11 protein-coding genes are annotated in these 14,088 nt (G+C 68.6%); all 11 read left to right on the top strand.

What is annotated here, in order from left to right:
* Positions 1-67: 67 nt before the first annotated feature.
* The 11 genes from CF165_RS44570 (at position 68) to CF165_RS44525 (ending at position 13,994) form a co-directional block, all read left to right on the top strand.
* Complete coding sequence (locus CF165_RS44570; protein ID WP_240522092.1) at positions 68-913, top strand: carbohydrate ABC transporter permease; 846 nt, start codon at positions 68-70, stop codon at positions 911-913.
* A gap of 7 nt (positions 914-920) precedes the next feature.
* Positions 921-2,870 carry a DUF8034 domain-containing protein gene (locus tag CF165_RS44565; RefSeq protein ID WP_093953644.1) on the top strand — a complete coding sequence of 650 codons (1,950 nt, stop codon included), beginning with the start codon at positions 921-923 and terminating at the stop codon, positions 2,868-2,870.
* A gap of 57 nt (positions 2,871-2,927) precedes the next feature.
* The gene (locus tag CF165_RS44560) at positions 2,928-5,882 is read left to right on the top strand and encodes an NEW3 domain-containing protein (protein WP_093953643.1); all 2,955 of its coding nucleotides are present in this window, start codon (positions 2,928-2,930) and stop codon (positions 5,880-5,882) included.
* Positions 5,883-6,166: 284 nt separating this feature from the next.
* On the top strand, positions 6,167-8,656 hold the full coding sequence (locus tag CF165_RS44555) for a right-handed parallel beta-helix repeat-containing protein (RefSeq protein WP_143268829.1): 2,490 nt from the start codon (positions 6,167-6,169) through the stop codon (positions 8,654-8,656).
* Positions 8,657-8,755: 99 nt separating this feature from the next.
* The gene (locus CF165_RS53120; protein ID WP_240522091.1) at positions 8,756-8,992 is read left to right on the top strand and encodes a twin-arginine translocation signal domain-containing protein; all 237 of its coding nucleotides are present in this window, start codon (positions 8,756-8,758) and stop codon (positions 8,990-8,992) included.
* Positions 8,989-9,450, top strand: a complete 462-nt coding sequence (locus tag CF165_RS44550) for a DJ-1/PfpI family protein (protein WP_240522090.1) — start codon at positions 8,989-8,991, stop codon at positions 9,448-9,450. The genes CF165_RS53120 and CF165_RS44550 overlap by 4 nt, the downstream gene beginning before the upstream one ends.
* Positions 9,451-9,592: 142 nt before the next feature.
* Complete coding sequence (locus tag CF165_RS44545) at positions 9,593-10,189, top strand: ester cyclase (RefSeq protein ID WP_205661171.1); 597 nt, start codon at positions 9,593-9,595, stop codon at positions 10,187-10,189.
* Positions 10,190-11,042: 853 nt separating this feature from the next.
* Positions 11,043-11,486, top strand: a complete 444-nt coding sequence (locus CF165_RS44540; RefSeq protein ID WP_093953640.1) for a hypothetical protein — start codon at positions 11,043-11,045, stop codon at positions 11,484-11,486.
* An 88-nt stretch (positions 11,487-11,574) separates the two neighbouring features.
* Complete coding sequence (locus CF165_RS50735; protein ID WP_143268827.1) at positions 11,575-12,891, top strand: GNAT family N-acetyltransferase; 1,317 nt, start codon at positions 11,575-11,577, stop codon at positions 12,889-12,891.
* Between the two features lie 265 nt (positions 12,892-13,156).
* Positions 13,157-13,630 carry a hypothetical protein gene (locus CF165_RS50730; protein ID WP_143268826.1) on the top strand — a complete coding sequence of 158 codons (474 nt, stop codon included), beginning with the start codon at positions 13,157-13,159 and terminating at the stop codon, positions 13,628-13,630.
* Positions 13,620-13,994 (top strand): ATP-binding protein, encoded by a 375-nt coding sequence (locus CF165_RS44525; protein ID WP_240522089.1) that lies wholly within the window; start codon positions 13,620-13,622, stop codon positions 13,992-13,994. The genes CF165_RS50730 and CF165_RS44525 overlap by 11 nt, the downstream gene beginning before the upstream one ends.
* Positions 13,995-14,088: the final 94 nt, after the last annotated feature.

Here is a 14,088-nt window from a genome sequence, read left to right as displayed (position 1 = left end):
GATTGCCGTAGCGCGGGCGGTCCCGAGTCATCCGGCCTGTCGCCGGCGGCAGCGGCGTCGTCCGCCGGTGCTCGCTGGCCTGCTGCTGACCGCGTTCGCCGTGTTCTTCGTCCTGCCGGTCGGCTGGCTGCTGCTGGCGACGACGAAGACCGACGAGCAACTGCTCAACGGCAACCCGTTGTCCTTCGGTTCGTTCAAGCAGCTCGAGGAGAACTTCACCGCGCTGATGTCGTTCCAGGACGCGCAGCTGTGGACCTGGCTCGGCAACTCGGTGTTCTACTCCTTCGCCGCGCTGGTCATCACCCTCGCCGTCAGCATCCCAGCGGGCTACGTGCTGGGCCTGGTGGACTTCCGGTTCCGGAAGCCCTTGCTGGTCACCACGCTCGTGGTGATGCTCATGCCGGCGACGACCCTGGTCATCCCGCTGTTCCTGGAGACGAACGCGCTGGGCCTGGCCGGCACGGCGTGGTCGGTCATCCTGCCGTTCTCCTTCTACCCGTTCGGCGTGTACCTCACCTACATCTACTTCTCCACCGCTGTCCCGGCCGCCCTGCTCTCCGCGGCGCGCATCGACGGCTGCACCGAATGGCAGGTGTTCACCCGGATCGCGGTGCCGTTGGCGAAACCGATCGTCGCGCTCGTCGGGTTCTTCGGGTTCGTGGCCAACTGGACCAACTTCTTCCTGCCGTACGTGATGCTGCCGGGCAGCGACCAGTACCCCGCCCAGGTCGGCCTGGCCCAGCTGCTGACCTCGGTGCCCTCGTTCAACCCGGTCGTCGGCGCGGGGTTCGAGGTCACCCGGCCCGAGCTGGCGCTGGCCGCGGTGCTCACCGTCGCCCCCGTGCTGTTCGTGTTCGTGTTCGCCCAGCGCACCCTCGTCTCCGGCATGCTCGCCGGCGCGACCAAGGAGTAGGCCCCTGATGCCCACGTCCCCCAGCCCGCTCGCGCCCGGAGCCGCGGTCACGGCCACCGTCCCGGTCCTGGAGCCACCCGCATGGGCGGTGGCCGAACGTGCCTTGTTCGACCGCCTCGACGAAGCGTGGCGGCGCTTCGAGGAGGTCTACGCCGACGAACGCGGCAGGCTGCGCTACCCGGGCAAACTGTCCACACGCGACGGTGGTGACGATTTCTACGAGGCGTTCTTCAACTGGCCTCAGCTCTACCTGCTCGGTGGCAGCACGGACATCCTGCGCGCGGCCGCCAGGCACTGGCGCGGCGTCACCGACCAGCTCACCGAGCTCGGCGTCGTCCGCGACGACTTCGAACGCGGGTACGACTGGTTCCACCAAGGAGAAAGCGCTCTCTTGTTCTACGGCCTCACCGTCGCCGACCCCGGGACGTGGGCCGGGCACGCCCGCCGGTTCGCCGAGCTCTACACCGATCCCGCGCACGGCAACTACGACCCCGCACGCCGGATCGTCCTGGGCGCCCATAACGGGACCGACGGCGCCGACCGCGGGCTCTTCGACGGCTCCCAGTACCCCTGGACGCAGGCCGAAGCCGACACCTACGGCTACCCGCTCGACTGGCTGCCCGGCCGCGCCGCGAACGGGGGACCGGACGGCGATCCGCGGCTGGGGGAGGAGATGGCCCGGCGTCTCGGGCGCGGCGACGTCGCGATGAACATGTCGATCAGCGGCCTGGTGCTCAACGCCTGGCTGGCCACCGGCGACGAAGCCTTCCGCACGTGGGTGACCGGCTACGTCGGCGGCTGGCGCAAGCGGGCCGAGGCCAACGACGGGGTGGTGCCAGACAACGTCGACCGGAACGGAGTTGTCGGCGGAACCCTGGACGGCCGCTGGTACGGCGGGCACTACGGCTGGACCTGGCCGCACGGGCTCTACAGCATCGGGCAGGCCCAGGCGGTGGCGGCACTCTCCGCGGCGCTGGCCACCTCCGACGACAGCTACCTGGACATGGTCCGCACCACCCACGACCACGTCTACGCGCTGGCCCGCGATCTCACCCTCGCCGAGAGCGACACCTCGATCCGGCGCAAGGCCGCGGCACTGCTCGGGCCCGACGCCGACCGGCCGACGTCGATGATCCCGCTGCGGCACAGCGACCGTGGCCCGCACGACTGGAACCCGCCGTCGCTGACCGTGCCGATGGCGCTCTGGATCCACTCGGGACTGCCGGGCGACCGGGCGAGGCTGGAGCGACTGCGGGAGCGCTCCGGTCGTGACTGGCGACTCGTCCTGCCGTTCCGGGACAAGGAGGAGAGCGGCCACGAGGCACCCTGGTTCGCCTTCCTCACCGGGGACAACCCCGGCTACCCGGAGCGAGCACTGGCCGCGGCCGAACACCAGCTCCGGCGACGGCTCGCGCTGATCGGCGCGTACCCCGGGGAAGCCGTGCAGGAGGCCGACATTCACCTGTGGCAGCAGGTCAACCCGGTGGTCACGGAGGTCCTCACCCAGCTCACGTGGGGTGGTCCGCAGGTCATCTACAACGGCGGGCATCCGCAGGCCAGGGTCCGCTACTGGGACGCCGACGCCGCCCGGCCGGGCTTGCCGGCCGACGTGGCCGCACTGGTGTCCGATGTGGAGCCCCAGCACGTCGTGGTCGACCTGGTCAACCTCTCCGCGGCCGCCGAGCGGGCCCTCGTGCTGCAGGGCGGGACGTTCGCCGAGCACCGCCTCAACGCCGTCGAGGTCACCCAAACTCCGCCGGACCCGGCGTGGCCCGGCGACTTCTACGCCTACGAGTCAGCACCGCCCGCTCCGATCGAACGTGCCGTTCCGGTCGGCGAGGGCGTCCGCTACCTGACGGTGACGCTACCGCCGGGCACCCGGATCCGGCTGACCATCGCGATGACCCTGCGGGCGTTCCCCCCGACCCTCGACGCGCCGGTTGGCTCGTCGCTCTGAACAGTCCCACCGCCGCGCCTCGGGCACGGCGATCTCCCACTGGAACGGAGTTCAACGGTGAACCCATTCGACTCGAGTCCCGGAGGTACCGGGCGGAGACGCCGCGGCGCCGCGGTTGTCGCGCTCGCGGCACTGGTCGCGGGGACGGGCTTCGCGCCGTCCGCGTCCGCGGCCGCCGGCTCGACGCTCTACGTCACGCCGAACGCACACGGCACCGCGTGCACCCGGCCGGCGCCGTGCACGGTGCTCGCCGCTCAGCAGAAGGTGCGGGAGGGCGCCGCGGGTAGCGACGTCACGGTGCTCGTCGGAGACGGCACATACCGGCTGGACGCCCCGCTGAAGTTCGACGACCGCGACGGGGGTGCGGCCCGCGCGGTCACCTGGCAGGCGGCTCCCGGGGCCCGCCCGGTGTTCACCGGCGCCAAGAAGGTCTCCGCGTGGGCGCTGAGCGATGCGGCGAACAACGTCTATGCCGCGAAGGTCGGGACGGGCTTCGACAGCCGTCAGCTCTACGTCGACGGCGTGATCGCGCCGCGGGCGCAGATCGTCGTGCCGCGCGAAAAGATCGCCGTCACCGCGACCGGGTTCACCGTCAAGGACGCGGGTCTCGCGTCGACGCTGCAGAAGGTGGCGACGCCGAAACGCGTGGAGCTGGAGGCGGTACTGTCGTTCACCGACCGCTTCGCGCCGGTCGAGTCGGTGAGCGGGACGACCGTGACGATGCAGCAGCCGGCGTGGAACAACAACACCTACGGCTACGACACCCTGCAAAGTCCGTTCGGCGGCCCGATCCTCACTTTGCAGAACGCCCGTGAGTTCCTCTCCGCCGAGCGGCAGTGGTTCCTCGACACGGTCGCGGGCGTCCTGTACTACAAACCGGCTGCCGGCCAGTCGATGGCGAAGGCCGACGTGGAACTTCCCCGCGTGGAGTCTCTCGTGCAGGTCTCGGGCACGCTCGCCAAGCCGGTGCGGAACCTGAACTTCACGGGCCTCACCTTCACCGGAACGTCGTGGCTCGGCCCCAGCCGCAGCACCGGATTCGCCAGCCAGCAGACCGGCGGCTACCTCGCCGACGTCCAGCCGGCACGGCCGGCCGACGCGTTCACCTCCTGCGCCGTCGGCTGTCCCGGATTCGAAGCGGGCCGCCCGAACTGGAGCATGATGCCGGGTGCCGTGCAGGTGTCCGCGGCCACCGATGTGGCCTTCACCGGCAACACCTTCACCAACCTCGGCTCGCAGGCGCTCGGCATCGGCAACGACGCCAACGCGCACGCGTCCGGCGTCGGCCTGGCCGCGCAGGACATCAAGGTCACCGGGAACACCTTCGCGCAGAACGCAGCGGGCGGTATCGTCGTCGGCGGGATCCGCAAGGACGCTCACCACCCGGCCGACCCGGCGATGACGGTCAAGAACATCACCGTCACCAACAACTCCGTACACGACAACGGGATCGTCTACCGGGACATGGCCGGGATCTTCTCCACCTACGTCGACGGAATCACCATCGCGCACAACGAAGTGTTCAACATGCCCTACAGCGGGATCGCCGTCGGCTACGGCTGGGGCATGTGGGACCAGGGCGGCAGCCCGAACTACCGCGCGCGAGGAACCTACGACTTCGGGACACCCGCCTACACCACCCCGACGACGGCCCGCAACGCGCGAGTCGAGGCGAACTACCTGCACAACGTCATCACCGAGCTGAACGACGGCGCCTGCGTGTACACCCTCGGGTCCATGCCGGGTTCGGTGCTCGACGGCAACTTCTGCCGGGACAGCCTGGCGCCGAAGTCGTCCTACTCGTTCGGGTTCTACTTCGACGAAGGCTCCCGGTTCTGGACGGCCACGGACAACGTTTTCCTCCGGACCCGGCAAGCGTTGCACGCCAACGCGAACGCAGCCGCCGGCTACACCACCGGTGACCTGGCCGTCGACTCGACCTACGCCAGCGCGAACGTGGCGTTCGATGACCTGAACCGGGCACCCGGCAGCCGCGTCACGAACACGATCGCGATGGGCGACGAGCCTCCCGCCGCGGCGGCGGCCATCATCTACAACGCGGGAATCCCGCGTGCGCAGCGGTCCGGCGCGGACAGCTTCCGGCCCGGGCTGGGCGTCGACGTCACCCCGGCGAGCACCTCGGCGGCCGCAGGTGCGGCTACCACCGTGAAGGTCGCGCTCACGAATCTGGATACGATCGCTTCGCTGAAGTCGTTGCAGGTGACGATGAGTGCGCCGGAAGGCTGGACGGTCACCGGTCCCCGAAAGGTGCCTCGCAGTCTCGAAGCGGGCGTGTCGATGACTGTGCCGTGGACCGTCACCGCTCCGGCGAAGTTCTCCACGCTGGACCCCGCGAAGATCACCGTCGGCATCAGCTACGTCAGCCAGAAGCAGCTGTTCGTGACGACGAGGACGGTGTCGATCGCCCCGGTCAGCCCGGTGACGACCCTGTCGACCTTCGGCGGCGTGCCCACCCGGTTCGCGGAAGCGGGCGGCGCCTACACGATCACCAACGCCAGCGCCGACATGTGGGGCGTCGGGCGCTCGGTCGACGAATACGGCGCGATCTACGCACCACAGTCCGTCGCGAGCAGTGCGCAGGTCACCGCTCGGATGGTGAAGTACGACGTGATCGACCCCTACACCAAGACCGGCATCATGCTCCGCAACGACATCACCGCGGCGGGCAAGGGGCAAGGCTACGCCTACCTCGCCGTCTCCCAGGCTTACGGCGTGGCGTGGGAATGGGACACCAACGGTGACGGCTATCCGGACCGCACGCAGGCGGCGGGGCCGATCACGGCCGGGCCCGTGTATCTGAAGGTGGTCCGCTCGGGCAGCAGTGTTACGGGGTTCTGGTCGGCCGACGGTGCTGCGTGGATTCAGGTCGGCAACCCGATCACGCTGGTCGGCGCCCTGCCCACGATGGACGCGGGGATGTTCTGGTGCTCGCACAATGCGGCGAAGGCGGGCACGGTGACGTTCGATTCGTTCAAGATCACGGCTGTCTGAACCGAACCGAGGACCGGCGGCGGGTTCCGCGTCTCGAGGGCCCGCCGCCGCACACCCCTTCTTCTTGAGGAGCACTGATGCGCACACGTTCATGGCCGAACTTACGGCGCCTGACGGTCGCCGCTGTGACGGCCGCCGTGGGGCTTGCTGTGCCCTTGCCGGCCGCCGCGGCTCCGGCGATGGAGCTGTATGCCGCCCCGGCCGGTTCCGGGAATGCCTGTACGCAGGCGGCCCCGTGCAGTCTGGACGGCGTCCGGAACAAGGTGCGCGGACTGGTCGGCTCGATGACCACTGACATCAACGTGCGCCTGCGCGGCGGCACCTACCGGCTGGCAGCCCCGTTCACCCTCGGCCCGGCGGACTCGGGTGCCAACGGCCACCAGGTCGTGTACTCGGCCTACCGGACCGAGCAGCCCGTGCTCAGCGGCGCACGCCAGGTGGGCGGCTTCAGCCTCTACGACCGCTCTCGCAACATCTACCGGGCCGCAGTACCGCCCGGCACGACCAGTCGCCAGCTGTTCGTCAACGGACAGCGCGCCCAGCGCGCCCGCGGTCCACTCGACCCAGGCGGATTCACCCTCAAGAACTCCAGTTTCGTCACCGGAGACACGTCGTATCGGTCCTTCACCAACGCTTCCGCGGTCGAGGTGGTCTACAACCGCGACTGGAAGCACCTGCGGTGCCCGCTGGCGGGCATCACCGAAGCCGCCGGCGGTGGTTCCAGCCTCGACGTGGCACCGGGTTGTTTCGCGAACAACAACACCTCGGTGCCGAACCTGGGCTTTCCCTTCAACGGCGCCGGGCTTCCGAAGCTTGAGGGCGTCAGCTGGGTGGAGAACGCGTACCAGCTGCTCACCGAGCCCGGTGAGTTCTACCTCGATACCACTGCGAACTACCTGTACTACCTGCCGCGGCCCGGCGAGAATCTCGCCACCGCCCAGGTGGACCTGCCGGTCCTGGACAAGGTCGTCGACCTCAGCGGAACGCCGGGGCACCTGGCTCCGGTCAACGACACGGACCCACGCGCGACGTACTCGCCGTCGTGGCGCACCGCCGGCGGGCGGCCGTACGGCGACTTCGACAACGACGTGCACTACACCATGGTCAACGGTGACTCGATGACCTTCACCTTCACCGGTACGGGCCTGGACGTGCTCACCGAGGTCAACACCGACGCCGGCGCCATCGACGTGTACGTCGACGGCACGAAGACCAGGACCGTGTCGGCGAACGGGCCGGTGCGGCTGGCGCAGCAGCCGGTGGTGTCGGTGACCGGTCTGTCCCCTGGCGGGCACACCGTCAAGCTGGTCAAGGCCGGCGGCGACTACCTGGTGGTGGACGGGTTCGTGGTGATCCCCGACCGGATCGCCCCGGTGCACGACATCACCTTCCGCGGTATCACTTTCGCGCACACCACCTGGAACCTGCCATCCACTGTCGGCTACCTCGACAACCAGGCCGGTGTGCTGTGGGACGCCGTCACGCGCCGCTCCGTCCGCATCCCCGCGGCGGTGCAGGTCCATCGCGGGCGCGGCATCGTCTTCACCGACGTCGAGATCGCCCACACCGGAGGCACGGGCATCGACCTGGCCGACGGCACCCGTGAGTCGACGATCACCAGGAGCCGGATTCACGACACGTCGGGTGGCGGTGTGTCGCTGGGTGAGGTCGACGACTACTACGTCACCGATCCGACCCGGATGACCAGCGGGGACACCATCTCGCAGAATGTCATCGAATACGTGGGTCAGGACTACCAGGACGCGGTGGGCATCTGGGCGGGCTACACACGGGGCGCCGTCCTCGCGAACAACGAGATCGCGCACACCCCGTACTCCGGCATCTCGATGGGCTGGGGCTGGGGCTGGGCCGCGAGCTGCGAGTTGCAGGCGAAGCAGAACAACTTCCCGGTCGGCTCCTGCCGGCGCGGTACCGACTACGCCGGCGCCAACCAGATCGTGGAGAACTACGTCTACGACGTCATGGGGGTGCTGCACGACGGCGGGCACATCTACACCAACGGCGGTCAGGGCGGGCACGACGACACGCTGACCTCGGAGTTCCGGGGAAACGTGCTGAGCGGCGGCACCCACACCAACAACATGATCTACCAGGACGAAGGCAGCTCGAACTGGGACACCCACCACAACGTCATCCACTTCGCCAACGGCTCGTGGACCGGCATGTGGACCCCCACCATCCACGACATCCGCATGCACGACAACTTCTACGCACCGGCGGGTAGTTACAACAACGGCACCAACGTCGTCCTGACCGACAACACGGAGGTCAAGAACGGCGACTGGCCGCCGGCGGCCGGAGAGATCATCAACGCCGCCGGCCTGCCCCGCGAACTGCGAGCGAACCGGAGCCGCCTCGACGACTTCGACCTGTCCATCGAATACCACGGGTCGTGGATCGCCCCGGGGTTCCGCGGCCTCGGCGACTTCCACGAAACCGTGCACGCCGCGCACAACAACGGCGACTCAGCCACCATGACGTTCACCGGCGCCGGCGTCGGCGTGATCGGGGAGAAGAACTCCGACCAGGGCGACATCGAGGTCTTCATCGACGACGTGTCCAAAGGTGTGATCAGCACATCGTCGACCAGCAGGCAAGTCCAGCAGACGCTGTACACCATCAGCGACCTGGACCCTGCCACCCCGCACACCATCCGGGTGGTCAAGCGCAGCGGCCAGTACGCCACCCTCGACGGGTTCCTCGTCTGCGCCACGCCCCGCCGTGATGGTCAAGGGCGCTCCCAGGCCGATTGATCGCACCGGAACGCTCTGCGCGGTGACACGCAGACTGAATCCTTTGTGGCCCCGGGAACTATCGGCGGGTCCGAGCCGACTACTCGGCAGGGGGCTCTCATGACGAGGAAATCCTTGGAACGACGTACTTTCCTGCGCGCGTCCGCGTTGTCGACCGGGCTGCTGGCCACAGGCGTGCCCGTAGCCTCGGCGGCATCGCCGTTGCGTGTCCAGATTCTGCTCTACGAGGGCGTGGAGGAGTTGGATTCCATAGCGCCTTACGACGTGCTGTCCATCGCGGCCTCCATGGGCGGCGCCATCCGACGACACTGGTGTCGACCACCAAGCCGACCATGATCACCGCGTCGAGGGGGCTGCGGATCGAAGTACCGCACGGATGGTCACCGCAGGACGCCGACGTGCTGATCGTGCCAGGCGGCAACCGGCACGACCTACCGGGTTCGGGCATGCAAAGGCTGCTGGCGGACAAGGCGTTCATCCGGCGCCTCGCCGAGGTCGAAGCGATCATGGTCGGGGTCTGCACGGGCGTGATGGCCTTGTCGGCGGCAGGATTCACCCGCGGCAGGCCGGCCACCACCCACTCGGGCAGCAAGGCCGCCCTTGCCGCAGAGGGCGCGAAGGTGGTCAACGCGCGCGTGGTCGATGACGGTGACCTCGTCACGTGCGGTGGCATCACCTCCGGCTTGGACGGCGCGGTTTGGCTGGTCGAGCGATTCTTGGGCGCGCGCTTCGCCAACCAGGTCGAAACCGTGTTGGAGTACGAGCGCCGCGGGACAGTCTGGCGCAACTCGTAGAGCGGCTGGAAACGGTGGTCACTCCCGGCAACGAGCGCGTTCCGGGGGTGATCGCCGCCGTCGCCGTGACGATGCCGCGACCGTGAGAGAAATCTCTGAATACCGAGAGAGAGAACCAGTGATGCTCGACCGTCGTTCACTCATGACCAACGGTGGCGCCGCCGCGTTCGGCGCGCTGGCGCTCGCTGCGGTCACCAGCGGAACCGCGACCGCCGGCGCCGCGACCGCCGGACACAACCCGTGGGTCCCGCTGCCCGACCCGGCCACGACGCCCGTCCCCAACCCGCCGTTCCCGAAGGGCCTCACGTCGGAGGAACGGCGCAATCTGGAGACGTTCGGCGAACTCGACTTCGACGTCTTCACCCACCAGAAGTGGGCGCGCCTCGGTGAGAGTCACGCCAAGCACATTCGCGTGCACTTTCCGGACGGTCACTACACCGACGGTATCGACCGGCACGTCGAGGACCTGAAAGGCTTGTTCATCTGGGCGCCGGATACCCGGATCCAGTCGCACTACCTGCGCGTGGCCCGTGACGGCCTGACCGCGGTCGCCGGCGTCCAGCAGGGCACTTTCACCAGGCCGATGCCCGACGGCAAGGGCGGTTTCATCCAGCCGACCGGCAAGGAGTACGCCGTCAACATCGCTACCATTGGCCTGTGGAACAAGCGCGGCACGATGGACGAGGAGTTCCTCTTCTGGGACAACCAGGCCATCGCCCGGCAAATCGGCTTGGCCTGACCTCCGTGAAAGCCGGAGATCATCCCGAGAAGAGCCTTCGGCCGGACGCGATGAAGGACCCGAGCAAGATACCGCCCGGCGCGCTGGTGTGCCAGCGGCAACGATGAGTGGTTGCTGTACTGGACGACCCGAGAAGCTGAGATCCCGATCGGTCGGATGGCGTTGCTGGACGAGTGGTCCGACATCGACGCGCGGGAGTGTGCGCTCGATATCGAGAGCGGTACGCCGATCCTGATCGACCCACAGCGCAGGGTGGACCCGCGGCTCGCGAGGTTCCTCACCCGGTCGTGGTTCGCGTTCCTCGCCGACGGGTCACAGCGGTCGTACGTGACGGACTACCGGCTGTTCTTCACCTTCCTCTGGAAGCGGGGCAGGTACTGGGACGAGACAGACCACGACGACGTTGATGACTACGAAACGTGGCGGCGGCGGTCGCCGGAAAATCCGAGTCGGATCGCGGGGCCAAGTGGGCTCGGGAGTTGGCCGCGTTCAATCTGCTCTACGACTGGGCTGTCGCCGTCGGCCATGTCGAGCGCAGCCCCGTGTCGACGCACACGGTGCGGCGCAGGGACGGCACGACAGTCGAGGTGGCCGACAACCAACCGAAAGACGTGCGAGCCTCCAACGTCAAGTGGGTCACCCCGCGTACCTACCGCCTGTGGCGCGACATCGGCTTGTGCGGCTACACCGCGCACGGACTGCTGGAGAAGGGTTGGCGAGGCCGCAACGACGGTCGCAACACCGCGTTCGCGGACCTCCTGTTCGAGAGCGGGTTACGACTGCGTGAGGGCGGGTGCCTGCTCACCCTGGAAGTGCCGGACGCGATCACGGCTACGCCTACTACGAGGGCACCGTGGCCGCGGCGATCGCCAAACGCCGTGAGCGGATGTTCTACCTCAACGCGGACGCGCTGGGTGGCGTCGAAACCTATCTGGCCACCACGCTCAGAGCTGCGATCCGGCAGGCGCAGCGCGCGGGCCGCTATGACCGGCTGCGCGGCAAGCGGATCGTCACCCAGATCTCTCCGGGCCGGCAACGCCGGGTGTTCTGGCGGGACGCTCGGGGAACCAAGGCCGATACCCCGATCAACGCCATCGACGCCGGTGAGCGACGACGGTTGTTCATCGAAGCCGACGGAGGGCTGGAACCGCTGCACTTGTGGCTGACCGAGGGTGGCATGCCGATGAGCTACCAGTCCTGGGAGAAGGTGTTCTCCGCGGCCAATGATCGGTGCGCACGGTTCGGCAAGCCAACTCAGATGTCACCTACTCGTGCAGCAGACCCGGATTCTCTATGAGGAGCCGGAGCTCACGGTCCGCGGCTCGTTAACTGAATCGTGACAGGGTGGCGAGGCCGGGGTAAAAGAGGGCACGGATGCTGTCCGCATGACCGATGCCGAGGTACAGCCGAAGAGCACCAAGCGAGCGAGGACCTCGACGGGCCGTGAGCTGGTCGAGCTTGCGGCCCTGTTCATCGCCACCGGGGTCGCCGACCTGTTCGTCAGCACGTTGTCGCACAACCGCGTCGGGCCGGTTGTGCTGTTCGCGCTGGGCGCGCTCCTGATCGCCACCGTCGCGTGGCGCCGGTGGGTACACCGTCCGCGACGGGGCCCGGCGCGCGGCACCGGGGACGAACATCCGCCGAGGGCCGGGACGGCGTGGCGGGTCCGCGCCACCGTGCGTGACGTGCCCGGGAGCCTGGCGGGAGTGACTGCGGCCCTGGCCGCGCACCGCTACGACATCGTCTCGTTGCAAGTACTTGCGGTACCTGACGGCGTGGTGGACGAGTTCCTCGTCCGCGCGCCGGAATCCGTGACCGCGGCGGACATCGCCGAGGTGACCGAGCTGGGCGGGGGCCGGGACGTCCGGGTCATGCCGGCGGACGTGCACGAGTTCGTCGACCTGCCGACCCGCTTGCTGACGATCGCGGCTCAGGCGGCCGGGCAGGAAGCCGGCCTGGCCCAGCTGCTCCGGGCGGTGCTGGGCGATTGCGCCGTCGAACGGACACTCGCCGGGCGCCGCGGAAAAGCACTGGGGGAAGGCATCGACGGCACGACCATGCGGTTGGTGGACACCGACGGCGGCGTAGTGGTGACCCGCCCGCTGCTGCCGTTCACACCTGCGGAGTTCGCCAGGGCCAAAGCCGTCCTCGACCTCCAGCGCCGTCTCGCCGGGACAGCGGTCACCATCGCGGACCCGGCCCCGGAGTCCAATGCGGAGGTGACGATCCGGGGCGCGACGACCGCTGACGCGCCGGCTCTCGAGGCGATGCACGCGCGGTGCGGCGCCGAGACCCTCGCTTTGCGTTACGGCGGCGGGCGGCCGGCCATCGGACGGCTCCTCGGTCACAAGAGGACACGCACGCTGATCGCCGAGACACCGGCGGGCTCGGTGATCGCGATGGCGACGATGCAGAGAAGCGGCCGGTGCGCGAAGGTCGGTCTCCTCGTCGAAGACCAGTGGCAGGGCCGGCGCATCGGCACCGCACTGCTCCACCGTCTGGTGACGCTCGCGCGCATCGAAGGCCTGGTGGCACTCGTCGCGATCCCTCCGCAGACCAACACCGCGATGATCCGCGCGATGCAACGTGTCGGTGCCCATGCCGATCACATCGCGCCGGACCTCGCCTACCTCACGGTGCACCTCACCACCAGTCCTGGAATACCGGAACAGCCGGAAGGCGAGAGCGCGGATCGGCACTGACGCCGCCAGGCCCGGATGCTCGGGTGTGAGCCTGAGCAGCGTCTGTCCGGCGGGCTCTTCGGTGATGTCGGCACCGGTCATGCAAAGGTCAAGCCCTCCGATCCCGCCGGCAGGGTCTGGCACCAGCACAGACGAGCCGAGAGCAAGAAATACGAGGCCGCACTCATGAGCCTCGCCCGACGCCACTGCGACGTCCTGTTCGCTGTGCTTCGCGACGGGGCCATTACCCGGCATCCCTGCCTATGCGCCCTGGGCGATCCGGAGCGTGTCCGGCAGCACCACGGAAATCGTCGGCGGACAGATCATCGAACGTGCTGGCGCGTTGACCCGGCAGGGTTGCCCGCCGAGCCGTTCAGGCAGCCGACGATGTCGACACGACCGGGTGAACGCGGCGGGGGCGCCGATAGACGGACCGTTTCTGTCGGGGTGGATGCTGGAATCCGCGGTCCTGGTGATCAACGACCTCATCGGCGCGATGACGACGATGAACACCGCCACCGGCGACATCTTGGCCACCGTGATGGAGCAGCCGTTCGTCAACCCGGCCGGCAAATTCCGCCAACACCAGCCGATGCTGCGGATCGCCTCGGCGTCAGTGCCCCATTCGTCGTTGATGTTTGGCCGTCTTGGGGGCTGGGTAGACTGGGTTCGCCCGTTCAGCAGAGAGCGAGACCGTGGTGACGTTGCCCGACGCTGTGGACGAGCCGGCGCGACGATCCCGCGACAGCGTGGTGCGTGAAGTCGCCGCTGTCGCCGCCCAGGCGGCGATCCTCCGCGACGTTCTGGTCGACTGGGCCTGCGGCTGCGGCATGCCTGCGGAGCTGGTCCAGGACCTCAAACTCGCCGCCTACGAGGCGATGGCCAACGTGGTCGAGCACGCCTACCCCGACGGCACGGTGGGCACCATGACCGTCGCTGCTCACCGCGAGTCCGGCGCCATCACGGTCACCATTTCCGACAGCGGCCGCTGGCGTGACGGCGACAGCCGCCCCCTCGGAGGTCGCGGTGTCCCGATTATCCGGGCGGTCGCTCCCGAGGCCGGCATCACCAGCACACCCACCGGTACCACCGTGCGGATGAGGTGGCCCTGGCGACCCGCCTGAGCACGGTGCCCCACCGCCGTGACATGAACGCCCGGAGCCAGCATTCGCGCACCGAGGGGCTACGCCGACGCAGGCCCGTTCGGCGCGGACTAGG

The organism is Amycolatopsis vastitatis (assembly GCF_002234595.1).
Classification (GTDB): Bacteria; Actinomycetota; Actinomycetes; order Mycobacteriales; family Pseudonocardiaceae; genus Amycolatopsis; species Amycolatopsis vastitatis.
This window is presented reverse-complemented; position numbering and strand designations above follow the sequence as displayed.